Here is a 19,601-nt window from a genome sequence, read left to right as displayed (position 1 = left end):
TAAAGACACCGGGTGTCATCAATTCGGGTGGATCAAATCCGCGTTCGAGCGCCGGTGCGCGGGTGCGCGAAGGGCCCGCACCGGCACTCCGGTGCGGGCCCTCGAAACCGCCCTGCGTGGCTGTGACCTGCGAAAATGCTGGAGGTCAGGCCTCCCTGGCGCCGCTCAGCGCCGCCCTGATGCTGTCCAGCACGACGTCCAGCGGGGCGTCGGTCCGGGCCACTGTGATGAGTACCTCACCTCCGGGGCTGGCACTCAGTGCGCTTGCGGCAGCCACCTCCAGCCCCGTCACACTGGCACCGGGTGCCACCAGTGACCCGCGCCGGCGGGCACCGGGGGCGGAGGCGGCCCAGAAGGTCCGCCGGATCACCTCGAAGGAGTGGTCCAGCTGCGCCTCCACGTCCCCCCGGCCGCCGGCCCGCAGCCAGCGCCGCAGCACGTGGTTGTGGGCCGCGACGACGGCCGCCGCCGACACCTCGGCCAGCATCGAGTCGTCCTCGCCGCCGTGCTGCCAGCCCGAGGGGATCTCCCCGGCGGTGTCGAACCGCCCCAGCAGGTACCGGGTGAAGAGCCGCTCGTACCGCGCCACCACGGCGATCTCCCGCTCGCGCAGCGCCGGTACCTGACGGATCAGCTGGTACCGGGCGACCGAGACGGCCGGGGTGGAGGCGTACATCCGGAGCACCTCCTTGATGCCCCGGCAGACCACGTCCAGCGGGTGCTCCTCGGGCTCGGCGCTGGCCAGCAGGTCGGCCACCCGGACCAGGGTGTCGTCGTGGTCCGGGAAGATCGCCTCCTCCTTGGACCGGAAGTACCGGAAGAACGTCCGCCGGGCCACCCCGGCGGCCGCGGCGATCTGGTCGACCGTCGTCTCCTCGTAGCCCTGCGAGGCGAACAGCTCCATCGCGGCGGTGGCCAGGTCCTGGCGCATCTGCTGGCGCTGGGCGGCTGCCCGGCGGCTGCCCGGACCCCCGTCGGAGGCGGCGGGGCCGGAGCCGGCCGGCCGGTCGGCGCCGCGCGCTGCGGCGGCGTGCTGCGGGGAGGCTGACTGAACCCGATCCATGCCCGGAACGCTACACGTCCCGGCGGCCGCCGCCGCGGGCCTTCCCCGCCGCACCGGCGCGACCGGGCCGGTCACGGCCGGTCTGGGCCAGCGGGCGGACACCGTCCCGGGGCTCCAGCCCGGCCGCGCCGCGCCGCCGGTCACCGCGGCGCCGGGAGCCGGCCCGCCGGCCGAGGGCGTGGTCACCGGCGCGCGTGGTCGCGGAAGCCGCGGCCGGTCTTGCGGCCCAGGCAGCCGGCCGCGACCAGGTGCTCCAGGAGCGGCGCCGCGGCCAGGCCCGGCTCGCGGAACTCCTGGTGCAGCACCTTCTCGATGGTCAGCGAGACGTCCAGGCCGACCACGTCGAGCAGCTCGAACGGGCCCATCGGGTAGCCGCAGCCCAGCTTCATCGCGGTGTCGATGTCGTCCACCGTCGCGTAGTGCTCCTGGAGCATCCGCACCGCGTCGTTCAGGTACGGGAAGAGCAGCGCGTTCACGATGAAGCCGGCCCGGTCGCCGCACTCCACCGGGTGCTTCTTCACCCTGGCGCACAGCTCCAGCACGGTCGCGGTGACGTCCGGCGCGGTGAGCACCGTGGAGACCACCTCGACCAGCCGCATGGCCGGCGCGGGGTTGAAGAAGTGCATGCCGATCACGTCCTGCGGCCGCGAGGTGGCCGAGGCGCAGCTGATCACCGGCAGCGAGGACGTGGTGGTGGCGAGCACCGCGCCCGGCTTGACGATCTTGTCCAGGGTGGCGAACAGCTCGCGCTTGACCTGCAGGTCCTCGGCGACGGCCTCGACCACCAGGTCGACGTCGGCCAGCTCCGTGTACTGCCCGACCGGGGTCACCAGCTCCAGCGCCGCGTCCCGCTGCTCCGGGGCCAGCCGGCCCTTGGAGACGGAGCGCTCCAGCGACTTCGCCAGCTGCGCCTTGGCCCGCTCCGCCTTCTCCGGGCTGCGGGCGGCAAGCAGCACCCGGTACCCGGCCTTGGCGAACACCTCGACGATGCCGGTGGCCATGGTGCCCGAGCCGCAGACGCCGACGCTGCGCACCTCGCGGCCCGGCACCTCCGCCCGCGCCGGCCCGGTGGCGGCGTCGACCGCCCTGGACGAGCCGGGCGCCTCGTAGGTGTAGAAGCCGCGGCCGGACTTGCGGCCCAGCAGCCCGGCCGAGACCAGCTGGCCGAGGATCGGCGCGGGCGCGTGCAGCCGGTCCCGGGACTGCTCGTACATCGCCTCCAGGACGGTCCGGGCGGTGTCCATGCCGATCAGGTCGAGCAGGGCCAGCGGGCCCATCGGCAGGCCGCAGCCGAGCCGCATCGCGGCGTCGATGTCCTCCCGGGTGGCGTACCTGGACTCGTACATCGCGGCGGCCTGGTTCAGGTACGCGAAGAGCAGCCCGTTCACCACGAAGCCGGCCCGGTCGCCGGCGGCCACCGGCTCCTTGCCGAGGTCCCGGGCGAACGCCGCGGCGTCCTCGGCCACCTGCGGGGCGGTCAGCACGGTGCGGACCACCTCGACCAGCTTCATGGTGTGCACCGGGTTGAAGAAGTGCAGGCCCAGCACCCGCTCCGGGCGGGCGGTGGCGGCGGCGATCCGGGTCACCGACAGCGCGGTGGTACCGGTCGCCAGCACCGTGCCCTCCGGGCAGATCCGGTCCAGCTCGGCGAAGATCTCCCGCTTCAGCTCCAGCTGCTCGGGCACCTCCTCGATCACGAGGTCCGCCTCGGCGGCGGCGGCCAGCGCGTGGCCGACCGAGATCCGTGCGAGCAGCGCGGCCCGCTCCTCGGCGGTGATCCGCTCCCGGGCCACCGCGTGCGCGGTCGCCTCCTCGATCCGGGCCAGCGCCCGGGCGGCGGAGTCCTCGTTGGCCTCGATGCCGATCACCCGGCGGCCGCTCTTCGCGACCGCGACGGCGACGCCGGCACCCATCGTGCCGAGGCCGACCACGGCGACTGTGGGGAAGGGACGCTCCATCTGTCCTGACTCCTTGTCATAAGGGCCCGCGCGCGCTCCGGCGGACGCGCCGTCGGAGGAGGGTCCGCGCGCGGGGGCTGGGGAGATGACGGTTGCGGCCACCGACGCAGCCGCCGGTCCGCTCCGGCCGTGCTGCGGGTGTGCCGTGGTACTCAGGCGCTCAAGGTGAAGGAAGCGGCTCTGATACGAGGAGAGAATCCGGCCCCGCCGCGATCCGCGGCACCGGCCGGTGAAGGACGCACCACGCGCCCGCCGCGAACGCGACGACCGCGGCCCCGTCGGTGCGGCTCCCGAAGCCCGACGGTGGTGCGTGCGGCCACTGTAGCGAAGCTACTGGCCAGTAGGAAGAGGGCGGGAGCGCCCGGCCGGAAATTCGTTCGGCGCGGCCGGGCGCGTTCGCTAGGGTGAGCGGCGCGGGGGCGGCTCCGCGGCGTGCTTCCTTCTCCTCATCTCCTAAATGACCCGAGTGCGCCCACTCTCCGCCCCCGCTTCGTCGTATCTCCGGGGGATCCACCAGTGAAGAAGAAGCAGAACACCGCCACGCCCGACACCGGCCTCGACGAGCTGCTGCTGCGGCGCCACGGCGCCGTCGCCGTCACGGGGGGTGCACCGCAGGGGGAGCGCGATCCGTGGAGCGCGCGGGGGCTGCTCGCTCTGGAGGCCGACCTCGCGCAGCGCGGGTACCTGCTCACCGGGCCGCTGCGGGCGGCGCTCGGCCGGCTGCGGCCGGCCGCGCTGGGGGAGGCCGGGCAGGCGCTGCTGCGGGGGCTCGACGGGCTGACCGGTGCGGACCGGCGGCACCGCCCGCTGTTCCGCCGGTTCCCCGACGGGGTGCCGGACCACGCGCACGGCTACTACTCCGCGAACGTCCGCGCGTTCCTGCTCAACCAGCCGAACCAGCCCTGCGCCTCCTGCGAGCGCACCGGCGCCGAGTGTGGCGTCGGCGCCCTCGCACCCTGCGCCCACCTGCTCTGCGGGGACTGCTACGACGACCTCGGGGCCTTCGACGACGGCCGGGCCTGCCCGCTCTGCGCCACCCCGATCGCCGCCGAGCGCTACCTGCCGCTGGACGCGAAGGCCGTCCGCAACGCCGCCCGCGAGCACGGACCGGACGCCAGGCTGCGCCCGCTGCGGCTCGCCGAGGGCGGCGACCAGGCCGCCGTCGCCGTCGCCGAGCTGCGCCGTCTGCTGGAGCGCCGCACCCCGCTGAACCCCCAGGACCGCGAGGACCTCGCACTGCTGCTCCGGTTCGCCCCCGCCGACCCGGCCGGCTGGCTGCCCGCCGGCATCCCCGTCCGGGAGAGCCGCGCCACCGTGCTGGCGGCCCTGCTCCACCGCGACCGCGACGCCGTCCGCCCGCTGCTCGCCGCCCACCTCACCACCGCCACCGACGTGCTCCGGCTGGTCTGGGCGTGGTCCGGCGCCGAGCCCGACCTGCTGCCCGCCACCGCCAAGGGCCTGCGGCTGCGCAACCTGCCCCGCCCGCTCCGCCGCGACCTGCTGGCCGTCCTCGACGCGCTCCCGGTCGGCACCCTCGCCGAGGACCTCGGCCGGCACCGCCAGGCCTGGCTGCGCGCCGGCGAGCTGCTGCACCCGTACGAGCACCGCGAGCGCTTCCCGTACGCGGCCGCCGCGTTCGCCGTGCTCCGGCAGAGCGACCTCGACCTGCACGGCCTCGGCCCGCAGCTGCGCGAGGCGCCGGCGCCGCTGCGGGTCAACGAGACCCCGGCCGGTCACACCCGGCTGGTCGTCACCACCTTCGCCGCCCGGGTCGAGCAGGCCCTGGCCGGCGGCGACGTGCCCGCCGCCGTCCGGCTGCTGGCCCGCCGCCCGGGCGAGCTGGTCCGCCGGCTGCACCACCTGCTGCGGGTGCACGCCTCCTGGCGCCCCGGCGAGCCGCTGCCCGCCAAGCTCGCCGAGGAGCTCCCGGCCGCGCTGCGCAGGGTCGCGCCCGGCCCGCTGCTCGGCGCGTACGGGCGGCTGCGCGCACCCCGCGAGATCGGCGAGCGCCGGCTCTACTTCCCGCGCGGGCGGGTCGCGCTGGCGCACGCCCGCGACGACTGGGGCACCGCCGTCCCGGCCGCGCTCGGCGCACCCGTCTGCACCCTGATCGAGGCCGAACTGCTGCGCCGCGCCGGGCAGCACGAACGCCTCGACGTCGCCGTGCTGGACGACGGCCTGGCCGACCTGGTGGTCCCGTTCGCCGAGCGGGCCAGTGCCAGGACGCTGGTCGCGGTGCCGCGCGGCAGTATCCAGAAGCTGCCCGACGGCGGGCGCGTCCGGCTCTTCCTGCACTGGATGCAGCAGCCGCACCAGCGGGTCGACCTCGACCTTTCGGTGGCGTTCTACGACGAGCACTGGCAGTTCACCGGCCTCTGCGACTACACCCACCTGGTGCACGGCCCGCGCGCCGCCGTGCACTCCGGGGACTTCACGTCCGCCCCGCCGCCGCACGGCGCCAGCGAGTTCGTCGACCTCGACCTGTCCGCGCTGGCCTGCCGGGGCGACCGGTACGCGGTGGTCGTCGTCTTCGCCTACAACGACATCCCGTTCGAGGACCTCACCGACGCCTTCGCCGGCTTCATGGAGCTGGACACCTCGGCGGCGAGAGCGTACCGCAAGGACCGGTTCCACCCGCAGGCCGTGCGGCAGCGGCTGGACCTCGGCGGCGACGCCAAGGTCAGCGTGCCGATGATCGTCGACCTGGAGCGGCGCAGCTACACCTGGACCGACCTCAACACCAGCGCCTCCGGCGGCTTCCACAACGTCTGGCGGTACCGGGACCGGATCGGCACCCTCGCCGGGGACGTGACGGCGCACTTCGCCGAGGGCTCCCGCGCCACGCTCTGGGACCTCGCCGTCGCCACCGCCGCCGCCCGCACCGACGAGGTGCTCGTCCGCACCCGCGGCGGTGCGCTCGACGGCTACCGCCGCGCCGCCGACGAGCCGGTGACGGCCTTCGCCGAGCGGGTGCGCGCCCGGCACCTGCCGGACGAGCAGCAGGGCGGCCCAGCCGACGACACCGCCCTCGGCCTGGCGGAACGGCTCGCCGGAGCCAGGGCCTTCACCGCCCTGGTGCACGCCGACGTGCCGGCGCCGGCGGGCCTCGGCGGCGCCCTCTACCGGCTGTACCCGGGCCGGCTGGACGAGGCCCCGGACACCCTGGAGCGGCTGACCGCGGGGGATCTGGTGGCCCTGTTCGCCCCGGACGAGTGAACGGGCGGACAGGCGTCCGCCCGTTCCACCCGATAGGGGAGTACCGCGCGTCCAACTCCCGGGGCAGCATGGAGGTATGAGCACCGGAACCGTCGCCGCCGGCCAGGCCGAGCCCGCTGCCGAGCCCACCGGCGAGCCCCACGGGGGGCCCGCCGCCCCGGGCGCCGGCGCCGTCGCCCTGCCGCCGCGCGCCGAGCGAGCCGAGCGGGCGCAGGCGGCGGTCGAGCGGCTGCGCCCGGCCGGCGTCGACGCGGTGGCCGTCACCTGGGTGGACAACGCGGGCATCACCCGGGTGAAGGCCGTCCCGTTGGCCGGCCTGGCGCACGCCGCCCAGTGGGGTATCGGCGCGGCGCCCTGCTTCGACGTGTTCCTCGCCGACGACACGATCGTCACCAGCCCGCTGATCGGCGGCCCCACCGGGGACCTGCGCCTCTACCCGGACCTCGACCGGCTGGTCCCGCTGGCCGCCCAGCCGGGCTGGGCCTGGGCGCCGGGGGAGCGGTACACCCAGGCGGGCACCCCGCACCCGGGCTGCCAGCGGCTGTTCGCCCGCCGGATGACGGCGGCGGCCGCCGGGCGCGGGCTGAGCCTCAAGGCCGGCATCGAGGTCGAGTGGGTGGTGGCGCTCGCCGGGGAGCCGCAGGAGGAGCCCCGCTACCCGACGGCCGGCCCGGCGTACGGCATGCACCGGCTGACGGACCTCTCCGACTACCTCCGGGACGTCCTGCGCGCCCTCGCCGAGCAGGGCCTGACGGTGCTGCAGATCCACCCCGAGTACGCCCCGGGCCAGTTCGAGGTCTCGGTCGCCCCCGAGGGGCCGGTCGAGGCCGCCGACACCACCGTCCTGGTGCGCCAGACCATCCGGGCCGTCTCCGCCCGCCACGGCCTGCGGTCCTCCTTCGCCCCGGTGGTCGAGGCCGGCTCCGTCGGCAACGGCGGCCACCTCCACCTCAGCCTCTGGCGCGACGGGCGGAACCTCGCCCGCGGCGGCTCCGGCCCGCACGGGCTGACGGCCGAGGCCGAGGGCTTCCTCGCCGGGGTGCTCGGCGCCCTGCCCGAGCTGCTGGTGCTCGGCTCCTCCAGCCCGGCCGGGTACCTGCGGCTGGTGCCCTCGCACTGGGCCGGCGCCTACCAGTGCTGGGGCCTGGAGAACCGGGAGGCCGCCCTGCGGCTGGTCACCGGCTCCTCGGGGGAGCGGTCGACCGCGGCCAACGCCGAGATCAAGTGCTTCGACGCCACCGCCAATCCCTACCTGGCGGTCGGCGCCGTGCTCGCCGCCGGCCTCGCCGGGCTGGACCAACGGCTCGCGCTGCCACCGGAGTTCACCGGGGACCCAGCCGCCGCCGCGCCCGGCACGGTGCCCCGTCTGCCGGCCGCCCCGGCCGAGGCGATCGCGGCCTACCGGAAGTCGGCGGTGCTCCGCGAGGCGCTCGGCGAGCCGCTGTACGAGGCGGTGCTGGCCGTCCGCACGGCCGAGAGCGAGCAGTACGCCGAGGCCACGCCGCAGGAGCTGGTCACGGCCACCCGCTGGCGGTACTGAGAGCCTTCGCGATGCCCTCGCTGGACGTCCCGGCCCTGGTCGACCACCACTGCCACAGCGTGGTGGCCGCCGACCTCGCCGACGACGCCTTGGCCGGGCTGCTCACCGAGTCCGACCGGCCGCCCGCGCCCGGCACCTCGCCGTTCGACAGCGCGCTCGGCCTGGCCGTCCGACGCTGGTGCCCGCCCGCGCTCGGCCTGCCCGCGCACACCCCCGCCGCGGACTACCTGGCCCGCCGTCGCGAGCTGGGAGCCCCCGAGGCCACCCGCCGGCTGCTGGCGGCCGCCGCGCTGGACACCTGCCTGGTGGACACCGGGCTGACGGCGGCGGCGGGCCACCCGCTGCTGCCGCTCAGCGAGTTCGCCGGTGCGTCCGGTGCCCGGGTGCGCGAGGTGGTCCGGCTGGAGCCCGTCGCCGAGTCCGTGCCGGCGGGCGCCGGGGCCTGGCCGTTCGCCGTCCGCGAGGCGCTGGCGGCCGCGGCCACCGGCGCGGTGGCGGTCAAGTCGGTGCTGGCCTACCGCAACGGCCTGGCGGTGCCCGCGGTCCGGCCCGCCGCGACGGCGGTGACGGCCGCTGCGGGGCGGTGGCAGCGGGCCGGGCGCGGCCGGCTGACCGACCCGGTGCTGCTGCACCACCTGCTCTGGACGGCCCTGGACGTCTGCGCCGAGCTCGGCCTGCCGCTCCAGCTCCACGCCGGCTTCGGCGATCCCGACCTCACCCTGCACCTGGCCGACCCGTCGCTGCTCACCGACTTCGTCCGGGCCGCCGAGCCGAGCGGCGTGCCGCTGGTGCTGCTGCACGGCTACCCCTACCACCGGCAGGCGGCCTGGCTGGCCCAGGCCTTCCCGAACGTCTACACCGACCTCGGGCTGACCGCCTCCTACGTCGGTCCCCGGGTGGCGGCCGTGCTCGGGGAGATGCTGGGGCTGGCGCCGTTCGGCAAGCTGCTCTTCTCCACCGACGCCTACGGGTTGCCCGAACTGTACCTGGTCGGCGCGGCCCAGTTCCGGCACGGCCTGGGCGCCCTGCTGGACCGCTGGCGGGCCGACGGTGCCTGCTCGGCCGCCGACGCCGAGCGCCTCGCCCGTCAGGTGGCCGCCGACAACGCCCGCCGCCTGTACCGGCTCTGACCGCGGCGCCGGACCGCCCCGCGAGGCATCGGCCCCACGTGAATTGTGGATCGTCCACGCTCTGGCGCGGGAAATCGGCGGAAGTCCGGATATTCACTTTATGGATTGACGGTGGGTCGGCGGGGGAGGAGCCGCAACCCTCGGAAGTGGTCGAACGGTGTCGATTAGATGACTACCTCTTGCGGATTGCAACGCATGTTCACTAGCGTCCCGATCATTCCAGTGCATCTGTCAACCGCAGCTGCATGACGACTCGGGAGGGCCAACCCCTATGAGTGTTCCTCGGATCAGCCGGACCCGGTACGCCGCGGTGGGCGTTGTCCTCGCCACGGCCGGTGCCCTGGCGCTGCCTGCCGGTACCGCCGTCGCGGCCACCGGGGCCGAGCCGACGACCGGGCCACTGCTCAGCTACGTTGTCAACACCCAGGCCAACCACGGCCAGGTGCAGAAGGTCGAGAAGGCCATCACGGGCCTCGGTGGCTCCGTGGTGTACTCCTACGAGCAGATCGGCGTGGTGATCGCCCGCTCGAACGACACCAAGTTCGCCGCCAAGCTGCGGCTGGCCAAGGGCGTCCAGTCGGTCGGCACCAGCCGCACCAAGGGCATCACGGCCGCCGACACGCAGAAGGCCGAGGTCGCCGCCGAGCCGACCGCCGCGGCCGCTGCCGCTGCTGCCGCCGCCGGCCAGGAGCCCAACTGGGCCAACCAGTGGGACATGCGCCAGATCGGCGTGGACAAGGCCCACAAGATCTCGCTCGGCAGCAACAAGGTCACCGTCGGTGTCCTGGACTCCGGCATCGACGCCAACCACGAGGACCTCAAGGCCAACGTGGACGCCTCGCAGTCGGTCTCCTGCATCGACGGCGGCAAGCCGAACACCGCCTTCGACGCCTGGCAGCCGGGCCCGGACGGCGACCACGGCACCCACGTGGCCGGCACCATCGCCGCCGCCAAGAACGGCAAGGGCATCGAGGGCATCGCCCCGAACGTCAAGCTGGCCGCGGTCAAGGTCGTCGACGACGGCGGGTTCATCTACCCGGAGTACGCGATCTGCGGCTTCGTCTGGGCCGGTGAGCACAAGTTCAAGGTGACGAACAACAGCTACTACGTCGACCCGTGGATGTTCAACTGCCAGAACGACGCCGACCAGGCGGCGATCACCACCGCCGTCCGTCGCGCGATCGAGTTCTCGCAGCGCAAGGGCGTCCTCAACGTGGCCGCGGCGGGCAACGAGAACATCGACCTCGCCCACAAGACCACCGACGTGAGCAGCCCGGACGACACCACGCCCGGCACCCGTCCGGTCACCGCGGACTGCCTCAGCCTGCCGACCGAGGTGGACGGCGTCGTCGCCGTCTCCTCGGTGGGTGTCAACGGTGACAAGTCGTACTACTCCAGCTACGGCAAGGGCAAGGTCACCGTGGCCGCCCCCGGTGGCGACCGCCTGTACCAGATCCCGGACACCCCGGACAAGAACGGCCGCACCCTGTCCACCCTGCCGGGTGGCAAGTACGGCTACATGCAGGGCACCTCGATGGCCTCGCCGCACGCCGCCGGTGTGCTCGCCCTGCTCGCCAGCACCTTCCCGTGGGCCAGCCCCGAGGAGCTGACCGAGATGCTGACCAGCCAGGCCGAGTCGCACGCCTGCCCGTCGGCCCCGTTCAACCCGGGTGGTACCGGCGCGTGGGCCGCCACCTGCGAGGGCGGCGCGGACGACAACGGCTTCTACGGCGCCGGCATCATCAACGCCGAGAAGGCGGTCCAGTGGTGGCGCTGACGCGCTGACGCGCTGACGCGCTGACGCGCTGACGCGCTGACGCGCTGACGCGCTGACCGGGTGACCGGCTGAGCCGACGACGCCGAGGTGGGGAGCGGGACTCCGGTCCCGCTCCCCACCTCGTTTTGAGTACGGGTACTCAGGCGATGGCCCGGCGGTGATCGCCAGAATGGGGCCACCGACGGCACCAGGCACGAGGAGCGGAACACCATGGCGCAGACCTACCCCGGATGGCAGGCCCCGGCCCGTCCGAACGGCGAACGGGTCTGGCCGTGGCTGCTGTTGGGGATCGCCGAGCTGCTCGCCGCCGCTCCGATGCTGACCCTGATGTTCGGTGGCGGCCTGGTGGTCGGTGTCATGGGGCTCGCCTCCGGCTCGACCGTGGCCACCGTGCTGGGCGTGGTGCTGCTCCTGCTGCTCGGCCCGGCGCTCGGCCTGGCGCTGCCGGCCCTGGCCCTGTTCTCGCCGTCCGTGCGCCGGATGAACCGGGCCGCGCTCTTCGCGCTGCACTGCTTCGGCCTGCTGGTCGGCACGGCGGTCGAGTACGTCGGCTGGATCCGCCCGGCGATGGGCTGACCGGTCCGGGCCTCACTCGAAGTGGTGGTCCCAGACCGTCTCGACCGAGGGCTTGCCGTGCAGGTCCGGCACCTCCTGGAGCCAGGCGGGCCGGCCGGCCCTCGTCCGGGCGGCCCGTCGGATTTCGGCCTCGCGAAGCTGCTCGGGCGTGGGGAAACCGTCCGGCAGCCACTCGGCGGAGAGCCCCGCGCGGGCGGCGAGGTGCGTGACGTACGCGTGCCGCAGCGCGTCCACCGAGTCGAAACCGGGTTCGTCGGCCAGCCACTCGTCCGGGACGAGCGCCAGCACCTCCTCCAGCAGCCCGGCGGTGACCAGCGGTCCGAGCTCCTCGTCGGCCAGCCGGACGTCGGGGGTGCAGCCGCCGAGCGCGTGGGCACTGAGGTCGTACCGCTTGCCGACGGCGGCCCCGGCGCTGGACCAGCGGTGGTGGAAGACCAGTGCGGCGCCGTTGTCGATCAGCCAGAGCTTCCCGTGCCAGACCATCAGATTGGGGTTGTGCACGGTGCGGTCGACGTTGCCGGTGAGCGCATCCAGCCAGATCACCCGGCCGGCCTGGACGGGGTCGACCGGGATCATGCCGGGCCGGTAGTCGCGGGCGCCGGGCAGCAGGTCCATCCCGAGGTTGAGCCCGCCGCTGGCTCTGAGGATGTCCTGGATCTCGGCGTCGGGCTCGCTCTCGGCGACCGCCGGGTCGAAGTCGACGAGCCGCAGTTCGGGCACCGGAAGGCCGAGCCGCCGGGCCAGTTCGCCGACGATCACCTCGGCCACCAACGCCTTGCGGCCCTGGGCGGCGCCGGTGAACTTGACCACGTACGTGCCCAGGTCGTCGGTCTCCACCACGCCGGGGACGGAGCCGCCGGCCCGCAGCGGGTCGACATAGCGCATTGCTGTCACCTGATCGAGCACACCGGCCACCCTAACCCGGCAGACCCCGGGCCGGGCCGGCCACCTCCCGCGCATCCGCGAGCGCCTGGCGGACGGCGCCCGGGATGTCGGTGACCGGGAAGGCCACCCGGCGCACCACCCGTTGGCGGTCCAGCACCAGCACCGCCCGCTTCAGTCGCAGGCCCTGGCCGACGTGGAAGGTGGGCAGTCGCAGCGTGGCCGTCAGCCGGACGTCCAGGTCGGAGAGGAGCGGGAACGGGATGTCCTCCGCCTCGGCGAACTCCCGCTGCTCGTCCGGCCGTTGGGTGGAGATCCCGCGCAGTGCCAGGCCGGCCTCGCGGAACTCGGGGTACGCCTCGCGGAACAGCCGGTTCTCCAGCGTGCAGCCGACCGCGCCGGGGATGTCCCCCCAGCCGGCCGGCAGCGGTGCGGGCCGCCCGGTGGCGGGGTAGCAGAACAGCACGGTGGCGCCGGCCGCCGGGTCGACCGGGTCCAGCTCGCCGCCGGTGTGCACGGGCAGGGTCAGCTCCGGCAGCCGGGTGCCGGGCAGTGCGGCCAGCCGCGCGACCTCGGCGCTGTCTTGCGCGGCCGAGCCGGAGAGCGAGCCGTCGCCGAGCAGCCAGCGGTCGGCCCAGTCCTGCATCGCCACCAGGACCGGCAGCAGCGCCCGCCCGGATTCGGTGAGCCGGTACTCGTACCGGACAGGGCCGCTCTGGTAGGGCACCCGCTCCAGGACGCCGGCCTCGGTGAGGTGGCCGAGCCGCTCGGTGAGGACCTTGCGGGAGATGCCCAGCTCGTGCTGGAGCTCGTCGAAGCGCAGCCGGCCGCGCGCCGACTCGCGGACGACCAGGATGCTCCACCAGTCGCCGATCACCGCCGCCGACTGGGCGATCGCGCAGCTGGCGTCGCGCTCTGGCACGTCTCTGAGCACCGTCGCTCCTCTTCCCGTCCGGACGGTCCATCCTTGCACCCCCTTGCGGGTTCCGAAAGGGAACTTGTAAGTTCCCATTAGAAACTCAAGGACTTCGAGCCCGTGAGAGGGAAAGGGGGGCACATGCCCGTCGCCTGGGCGACCCTGCGCCGGACCTGGACGATGACCAGCCGGGCCTACCCGTGGTCGTACGCCGTCGGCTGCCTGCTGATCGGCGTGTTCACCATCGGCCTGTCCTACCTGGGCCTGCACGCCATCGGCGGCGGCTCGGTGGCCGAGGACTTCACCGCCCGCACCGGCGGCGCCGACTACCTCGGCTACATCGCGATCGGCGCCGCCGGCTACATGTTCACCGTCAGGATGCTGCTCTGGAGCAGCAAGGCGCTGATCACCGAGCAGCGCCAGGGCACCCTGGGCGCGCTGCTGATCGCCCCGGCCGGGCGGCTGCCGTACCTGCTCGGCTTCACCGGCTTCGCGCTGCTCAACACCGCCGTCGAGGTCGGCCTGCTCGGCGGGTTCGCCGCCGTCCTCGGCGTCACCCTGCCCGCCTGGCACCCGCTGGCCGCCCTCGCCGGCGTCGTGGCGCTGGCCGCCGCCGTCTTCGCGGTCGCGGTCGTGCTCGGCGCGCTGATGATCGTCGCCGGCGAGGCGCACATCTCGCAGAACACCGTCTTCCTCGCCGTCTCGCTGCTCTGCGGCATCACCTTCCCGAACAGCTACCTCCCGGCGCCCGCCCAGTGGCTGGCCGAACTGCTGCCCGTCACCTCCGCCATGGACGTGCTGCGCGACGCGCTCGGCCAGGGGCGGCCGCTCACCGACCTCCTCCCACGGCTGGTCACCTGTCTCGCCCTCAGCGCCGGCTACCTGCTGCTCGGCCTGCGGCTACTGCCCGCCGCCGAGCGCCGCGCCATCGAACGGAGCTTCTGACCCGTGACCGAGCGACCCGTGACCGAGGGGCCCGTGAGCGAGCGACCCGTGACCGAGGGGCCCGTGACCGCGCGACCCGCGACCGACAGACCCGTCACCCGGAGACCCGAGAACCGGCCGACCCGTACCCGCCGCCGACCCGAGGAGCCGCTGGCATGATCCGCACCCGCGCCCTGCGCAAGACCTTCCGCACCCGCGACAAGGGCCTGTTCGGCCCGCGCACCGTGAAGACCGCCGTGGACGGCCTCGACCTGGAGATCCCGCCAGGCCGGGTCACCGGCCTGCTCGGCCTCAACGGCGCCGGCAAGACCTCCACCATCAAGATCCTCGCCACCCTGCTCCACCCCACCTCCGGCACCGTCACCCTGGACGGCCTCGACGTGGTCGAGCACGCCCGCGACGCCCGCCGCCGGATCAACCTGATCGCCGGCGGCGAGCGGATGGTCTACGGCAAGCTCACCGGCGCCGAGAACCTCCGCTACTTCGGCCACCTCTACGACGTCCCCAACCCCGTCCTGCGCCCCCGGATCGGCGAACTGCTGGAGCTCGTCGGCCTCACCGACGCCGCCGACACCCCGGTGGAGCGGTACTCGCGCGGCATGACGCAGCGGCTCTCGATCGCCCGCGGCCTCATCAACGACCCGGCGTACCTGCTGCTGGACGAGCCCACCCTCGGGCTGGACGCGCCGATCGCCCGGGACCTGCGCCGGGTGGTCGCCTCGCTCGCCGCCGAGGGCCGGGGCGTGCTGCTCACCTCGCACTACCTGACCGAGGTCGAGGAGCTCTGCGAGCACGTCTACGTGATCTCCGGCGGCCGCCACCTCGCGGCCGGCAGCCCGGCGGAGCTCAAGGCGGCGACCGGCAGCCACCGCAGCGTCCGGGTCACCGTCACCAATCCGTCGCCCCGGCTGGAGTCCGCCGTCGCCGACTTCGCGGGCCGCCTCGGCGTCGCCGCGCAGCTGGAGGCCACCGGGGAGGGCGCCCTGCTGGTCACCGTCCGCCACCCGGAGGACGTGGCCGGCCCGCTGGCCGGGGCGATCGTCGCCGCCGGCGGGTCGATCGGCGGCCTCGAGGTCACCGAGGCCAGCCTGGAGGACGCCGTCCTCGCCCTCACCGACTCCGCGCCGGCTCCCGCGCGGCCCCGGTCGGCGGTGGCCGCATGACCGGCCTGCCGCCCACCGACGCCCTGCTGCTCGGCCTGGCCGACCGGAGCGTCCGGTCGCCGCACCTCGCGGGACGCACCCTTCCACCGCCGCTCCCGGGCACCACCCGCCGCCCCCGGCCCCGGCCCGGCGGCCGGGACCGGCGCCGGGGGCGCACGCTGCGGCACGCCGGCAAGGTGTTCGCCGCCGAGGCGCTGAAGCAGCACCGCACGCTGTTCGGCCAGCCGCTGGTGGTCGCCTCGATGCTGGTCTGGCCGCTGCTCCAACTGGCCGCCACCTACTACACCTTGCACCCGATCGCGGCCGGCTCGGCCGCCGCCGCCCGCTGGCCGCTCGCCTCCGACCCGGCCCGGCTGCTCGGCTTCCTCGCCACCGGGGCGCTGGCCTGGGCGTTCTTCTTCTCGCTGGTCCAGTCCGCGTGGAACTTCGCCTTCGAGCGCACCACCGGCACCCTGGAGCTGCTCTTCCTCTCGCCCGCCGACCGGCTGGTCCTGATGCTCGCCAACGGTGCCGGTGCACTGCTGCAGAACGCCTGGCTGCTCACCTGCTTCCTGGGCGCCGCCGCGTTCGGCTTCGGTGCCCTGGACGTCGCCGGGCCGTGGATGTACCCGGTGGTGGTGCTGGCCCTGCTGCTGCCCGCAGTGGCCTGGGGCGCGCTGCTCAACAGCCTGATGGTGTTCTCCCGGGACTCCACCTTCGTCTACACCGTGCTGGACGACCCGATGTGGTTCGTCGCCGGCGTCCGGCTGCCCGCCTTCGCCCTCCCCGGCGTGCTGCGCGTACTCGGTGCGGCGCTGCCCCTGACCGGCAGCCTGGCCGTGGTCCGCGGCGCCCTCCTGGAGGGCCGGGGCCTCGGCGAGCTGGCGCCGGGTCTGGCCTGGCTGGCGGTGCTCTGCGCGCTGCTGCTGACGGGCGCGGCCGTGGCGCTGCGCCTCGGCGAGGCGCGGGCCCAGCGGACCGGAGGCCTCCGGCTGGCCTAGTTGTACTGCAACCGCATCTGGCGCGACCGACGACCCGCTGCCTCGTGGCTGTGGCTGATGCGCTGACGGTCGAGCAGGTCGAGTGTTCGACGCGCCTCCTTCGTCTCCGCGAGTCATCGACTGCGGAAAGTAGCGGCCGGACTACCGTGGGGTCACCATGTGTGATCTCGGGTCGCTCCGCGCCACTCCCGGTCTCGGGGCGGGCCACCACGGCCGAAAAGGGTGTGCCCATGCAGTTCGCTTCCAGTCGTTCCCGCCTCAGCAGGGCCCTTGTGGCGATGTGCGGGACGTCCGCGCTGCTCGCCTCGTCTGCCGTGGTCGGCTCCAGTGCCGCCGCCGAGGCGCTCTCTCCCGGGAGCAGCCCCTCCGGCGGGGGCGAGGTCATCACCGTGACGACCGCCAAGGTCGGCGCGCCCGGGAATCCCGCGGTGGGTGTCGTCCCGTTCACGGACGCCGTCTACCAGTCGTGCGCCGACGCCCCCAAGACCCCCGGCGACTGCCTGATGGTCGGCGGGGTCGGCTACCCCTACGAGATCGGGCAGGTGGAGGTCACCGTCGAACGGTGGGTGGCGTTCCTGAACACGGTCGATCCGAGAGGCCGCGATTCCCGTGGTCTCTACGACGAGACCGAGAGTTCGTCGGCGTGGCCGAAGTACGGCCAGATCAACTTCTCTCCCACTGCCCCCCGCGGCCGCCACTACTCGGTGGCGTATGCGGAATGGGCGGACAAGCCGTACGGATTCGCGAACTTCCTGAGGGCGGCGCGCTTCGCCAACTCGCTCTACAACGGTCGGCTGATCTCCAAGAAGGCCGGCAGCGACGGCAGCTTCAGCTACGTCAGCTACCAGGTCGAACTGTCGGCGCGAACCGAGAGCGGGATGTACGACCTCTCTCGCCCGGAGGCGACCCGCTCCCGTGATTCCGGCTTCGTCGTACCGAGCCAGGACGAGTGGATCAAGGCGGCCTACTACGACCCGAGCGGTGGCGGCACCCACTCCTACTGGAAGTACCCGACCAACGCAGGAGTCTTCGGCGACGGTGACGCGACCGCCCCTCACCCCACCGTCCTCAACCCCACCACCGGAGACGTCGCCAACGCGACGGACCAACCACTGGCCTCGTACCACGCCACCGGCCGGCCTGCACCGAACTGGTGCCCGGGCCAGGTGCCGTCCGAGACATGTTCCACCGTCAACCCGATCGGGCTTGACCCCCTGGCCTACGCCGCCCTCTACCAGGGCAGCCTCAGCACGGTCGGCCAGGCGAGGAGCACCTCGCCGTGGGGCACTCTGGACCAGGGTGGCAACGCGGTCGAATGGACCGACACGATCACAGCGCCCCCGTCCGGACGGAACTCCGCGCGGGTCTGGCGGCGGTTGCACGGCGGCATCTCCAACGCGTCGGCCTACCAGATGTGGCCCTCGGCGGTCGGACTGCAACCGCAGGACAACGTGTTCTACAACCACACCTACCCGTGGCTGGGCATCCGGATCGGCGTGATCGGCGACCTGAAGGTCGGCAGGCCTCAGTGAGAACACCGGCGCTGCCGTCCTGGCGCTGGGCCCGAAGGGCCGACTCGCCGGTGGGCTGCCCTCCGTTGTTCCATCGATCACGGTGAGCACCGGTTCGAGCGGGTCGGCTCGGCCGGGTGATCTTCCGGCGGCAGACCGCCTTCACCGGCCGACCCGCCCGAGCCCCTTCGCGTGGGACGGCCGGTGAACGGCGCTCTGCGCCACGGCGGAGCCGGTCCGGATCGACGTGCGGACGGCTCCGTCGACCTGTGCCTGAAGGGCCTGTCGAGCGCATGAGGTCGGCGACGTTTGGGCGGGTCAATCCGGCCAGGAGCCCGACACGCTGAACTGGCATCACTTCGTACAGAAATCTGCGTCCAATATGGCGCATTTGATACGTTTCGAGTCATGTTGAGAATGGTGGACGTGACGGCGAGACTCGCCGCTGAAAGCTCAGGCATCGCCCGGGTGGGCGCTGACCGTCGTGTGGGCAGCAGTCAGGGGCCGGCCGGTGCGCCGGCATGCCGTCCTGGCGCGCTCCGGGCCCCGGGTGCCGGCCGTCCGGTCGCGAGCGGACACATCCGCACCCGCAGGCGGTGCCGCCTGCCACACGCGGTCTGTGCCATGGTCCTTGCCCTCACATCCGCGCTGACCTGGGTCGTCATCGGTCCGTCCGACACCGCCCGGGCCGCGACCGCGTGTACGGCGAGTCTGTGCGTCCTCAACCCGAGCGCCGAGAACGCCCTGTACGTCCACCCCGGTAGCGTGCAGGTCACCGGCAGCATTCTGGTCAACTCGACGAACAGTCAGGCCGCGCTCGTCAGCGGCGCCACCTCGGTCACCGCGACCGGGGGCACCATCGGCGGCCCGGCGGCACCGGCCGGCTTCGCCACGTCGGCCGGCGGCTCGTACAGCCCGGCCCCGACCAACCAGCCCGCCGTCACCGACCCGTACGCCGCCCTGGCCCAGTGCCCGGCCGCGGCGGCCTGTCCCACGACACCGAGCCTGCCGTATCCCGTCGTCAACCATGTCACCGGGAACCAGACGATCAGCCCCGGGGTGTACACCAGCATCTCGAGCCTGGCCGGCACGCTCACGCTCAATCCCGGCACGTATGTCGTCACCACCGCCCTGACGATCTCCGGCGGGAAGCTGGTCGGAAACGGGGTGACGATCTACCTCGCCTGCCTGACCTACCCGGTGGCGTGCGCGGCGCCCATCGGCGGGGCGTCCTTCACCGACCAGACCGGAGGCAAGTCCACCCTCAGCGCACCGACCACGGGGGCCTTCGCCGGTCTGTCGATCATCGCCGACCGCAACAACACCGCGCCGGTCACGGTCTCGGGAAACGGCTCGTGGATCACCGGCGGCGGCGCGATCTACACCGCCGCGGGGAAGCTGGCGGCCGCATCCGGCGGCAAGGCCAGCTTCACCCGCGCGGTCGTGGACACCGTCGAGACCAGTGGCAGCAACAGCTCCCAGCTCACCGTCATTCCGACCACGGGCACGTTGTCGATCAGCGTGCCGTCCGCAGCGTCCCTCGGCAGCGCGGCGCCCGGTGGCACCGTCGGCGCGGCCCTCGGCTCGGTGACCGTCTCGGACCAGCGAGGACTGGCCACCACCACGTGGACGGCGACGGTGTCCGCCACGAACTTCCACACCGGTGGCGCCACGTCCGCCGAGACGATCACCACCTCGAACGTCTCCTACTGGTCCGGGCCCGCGACGAACACGAACGGCACCGTGACGGCCACGCCGGGCCAGGCCGACGCCTCGGCCAAACAGGCCCTCGGCAGTTCGAGAACCGCCTTCGGCTGCACCGGCAACGGGAACAACTCCACGAGCTGGAGCCCCACGGCAGTGATCACGATCCCCGCCGCCGCGGTGGCCGGCACCTACACGGGCACCGTGACCCACTCCGTCGCCTGATGTCCCCCCGACCGC

Annotated in this window: 14 protein-coding genes; 10 read left to right on the top strand and 4 right to left on the bottom strand. The window is 73.8% G+C overall.

Translation table 11 applies throughout. The features are described from left to right. Positions 1 to 145: 145 nt before the first annotated feature. The gene (locus OG286_RS12005) at positions 146 to 1,063 is read right to left on the bottom strand and encodes a TetR family transcriptional regulator (RefSeq protein ID WP_405361683.1); all 918 of its coding nucleotides are present in this window, start codon (positions 1,061 to 1,063) and stop codon (positions 146 to 148) included. Between the two features lie 182 nt (positions 1,064 to 1,245). Then, the gene (locus OG286_RS12000) at positions 1,246 to 3,021 is read right to left on the bottom strand and encodes a 3-hydroxyacyl-CoA dehydrogenase family protein (protein WP_405361685.1); all 1,776 of its coding nucleotides are present in this window, start codon (positions 3,019 to 3,021) and stop codon (positions 1,246 to 1,248) included. 516 nt (positions 3,022 to 3,537) lie between these two features. Between OG286_RS12000 and OG286_RS11995 the strand changes: the two genes are divergently transcribed. The 5 genes from OG286_RS11995 to OG286_RS11975 all read left to right on the top strand — a co-directional run bounded on the left by OG286_RS11995 (position 3,538) and on the right by OG286_RS11975 (position 11,260). Beyond that, a complete protein-coding gene (locus OG286_RS11995) occupies positions 3,538 to 6,237 on the top strand; it encodes an MXAN_6230/SCO0854 family RING domain-containing protein (RefSeq protein WP_405361687.1) in 2,700 nt (899 codons plus the stop codon). A gap of 76 nt (positions 6,238 to 6,313) precedes the next feature. Beyond that, positions 6,314 to 7,777, top strand: coding sequence for a glutamine synthetase (locus tag OG286_RS11990; RefSeq protein ID WP_405361689.1), 1,464 nt, complete (start codon positions 6,314 to 6,316; stop codon positions 7,775 to 7,777). A gap of 11 nt (positions 7,778 to 7,788) precedes the next feature. Beyond that, the gene (locus OG286_RS11985; protein ID WP_405365196.1) at positions 7,789 to 8,907 is read left to right on the top strand and encodes an amidohydrolase family protein; all 1,119 of its coding nucleotides are present in this window, start codon (positions 7,789 to 7,791) and stop codon (positions 8,905 to 8,907) included. 271 nt (positions 8,908 to 9,178) lie between these two features. Next, on the top strand, positions 9,179 to 10,684 hold the full coding sequence (locus tag OG286_RS11980; RefSeq protein ID WP_396324199.1) for a S8 family peptidase: 1,506 nt from the start codon (positions 9,179 to 9,181) through the stop codon (positions 10,682 to 10,684). Between the two features lie 210 nt (positions 10,685 to 10,894). Further along, the gene (locus OG286_RS11975; RefSeq protein ID WP_405361691.1) at positions 10,895 to 11,260 is read left to right on the top strand and encodes a hypothetical protein; all 366 of its coding nucleotides are present in this window, start codon (positions 10,895 to 10,897) and stop codon (positions 11,258 to 11,260) included. Positions 11,261 to 11,272: 12 nt separating this feature from the next. Here the strand turns inward: OG286_RS11975 and OG286_RS11970 are convergent, their stop codons facing one another. Further along, positions 11,273 to 12,166: a HipA family kinase gene (locus OG286_RS11970; protein WP_396324197.1), complete on the bottom strand. Its 894-nt coding sequence runs from the start codon at positions 12,164 to 12,166 to the stop codon at positions 11,273 to 11,275. A gap of 10 nt (positions 12,167 to 12,176) precedes the next feature. Next, entirely contained in the window at positions 12,177 to 13,076 is a 900-nt protein-coding gene (locus tag OG286_RS11965) for a winged helix-turn-helix transcriptional regulator (protein WP_396324196.1), read from the bottom strand. Positions 13,077 to 13,199: 123 nt separating this feature from the next. Here OG286_RS11965 and OG286_RS11960 point away from each other — a divergent pair, with 123 nt between their 5' ends. The 5 genes from OG286_RS11960 to OG286_RS11940 all read left to right on the top strand — a co-directional run bounded on the left by OG286_RS11960 (position 13,200) and on the right by OG286_RS11940 (position 19,586). Next, positions 13,200 to 14,003 carry an ABC transporter permease gene (locus OG286_RS11960; protein ID WP_405365194.1) on the top strand — a complete coding sequence of 268 codons (804 nt, stop codon included), beginning with the start codon at positions 13,200 to 13,202 and terminating at the stop codon, positions 14,001 to 14,003. A gap of 155 nt (positions 14,004 to 14,158) precedes the next feature. After that, entirely contained in the window at positions 14,159 to 15,166 is a 1,008-nt protein-coding gene (locus OG286_RS11955; RefSeq protein ID WP_396324194.1) for an ABC transporter ATP-binding protein, read from the top strand. After that, positions 15,163 to 16,146, top strand: a complete 984-nt coding sequence (locus tag OG286_RS11950; RefSeq protein WP_396324193.1) for an ABC transporter permease — start codon at positions 15,163 to 15,165, stop codon at positions 16,144 to 16,146. The genes OG286_RS11955 and OG286_RS11950 overlap by 4 nt, the downstream gene beginning before the upstream one ends. A 230-nt stretch (positions 16,147 to 16,376) precedes the next feature. Further along, a complete protein-coding gene (locus OG286_RS11945) occupies positions 16,377 to 17,678 on the top strand; it encodes a hypothetical protein (RefSeq protein ID WP_405361698.1) in 1,302 nt (433 codons plus the stop codon). Between the two features lie 603 nt (positions 17,679 to 18,281). Further along, positions 18,282 to 19,586, top strand: a complete 1,305-nt coding sequence (locus OG286_RS11940; RefSeq protein ID WP_405361700.1) for a hypothetical protein — start codon at positions 18,282 to 18,284, stop codon at positions 19,584 to 19,586. Positions 19,587 to 19,601: the final 15 nt, after the last annotated feature.

The sequence above is a fragment of the Kitasatospora sp. NBC_00039 genome (assembly GCF_045160625.1).
Taxonomy (GTDB): Bacteria; Actinomycetota; Actinomycetes; order Streptomycetales; family Streptomycetaceae; genus Kitasatospora.
Note: the sequence above shows the minus strand (reverse complement) of the source record. Positions and strands in the feature narration are given on the sequence as shown.

Excerpts from the sequence above, each read along its gene's own strand:
- OG286_RS12005 (WP_405361683.1), bottom strand. The coding sequence starts at position 1,063 with ATGGATCGGGTTCAGTCAGCCTCCCCGCAGCACGCCGCCGCAGCGCGC.
- OG286_RS11985 (WP_405365196.1), top strand. The coding sequence starts at position 7,789 with ATGCCCTCGCTGGACGTCCCGGCCCTGGTCGACCACCACTGCCACAGC.
- OG286_RS11980 (WP_396324199.1), top strand. The coding sequence starts at position 9,179 with ATGAGTGTTCCTCGGATCAGCCGGACCCGGTACGCCGCGGTGGGCGTT.
- OG286_RS11950 (WP_396324193.1), top strand. The coding sequence starts at position 15,163 with ATGACCGGCCTGCCGCCCACCGACGCCCTGCTGCTCGGCCTGGCCGAC.
- OG286_RS11990 (WP_405361689.1), top strand. The coding sequence starts at position 6,314 with ATGAGCACCGGAACCGTCGCCGCCGGCCAGGCCGAGCCCGCTGCCGAG.
- OG286_RS12000 (WP_405361685.1), bottom strand. The coding sequence starts at position 3,021 with ATGGAGCGTCCCTTCCCCACAGTCGCCGTGGTCGGCCTCGGCACGATG.
- OG286_RS11955 (WP_396324194.1), top strand. The coding sequence starts at position 14,159 with ATGATCCGCACCCGCGCCCTGCGCAAGACCTTCCGCACCCGCGACAAG.
- OG286_RS11940 (WP_405361700.1), top strand. The coding sequence starts at position 18,282 with ATGGTCCTTGCCCTCACATCCGCGCTGACCTGGGTCGTCATCGGTCCG.
- OG286_RS11975 (WP_405361691.1), top strand. The coding sequence starts at position 10,895 with ATGGCGCAGACCTACCCCGGATGGCAGGCCCCGGCCCGTCCGAACGGC.
- OG286_RS11960 (WP_405365194.1), top strand. The coding sequence starts at position 13,200 with ATGCCCGTCGCCTGGGCGACCCTGCGCCGGACCTGGACGATGACCAGC.
- OG286_RS11945 (WP_405361698.1), top strand. The coding sequence starts at position 16,377 with ATGCAGTTCGCTTCCAGTCGTTCCCGCCTCAGCAGGGCCCTTGTGGCG.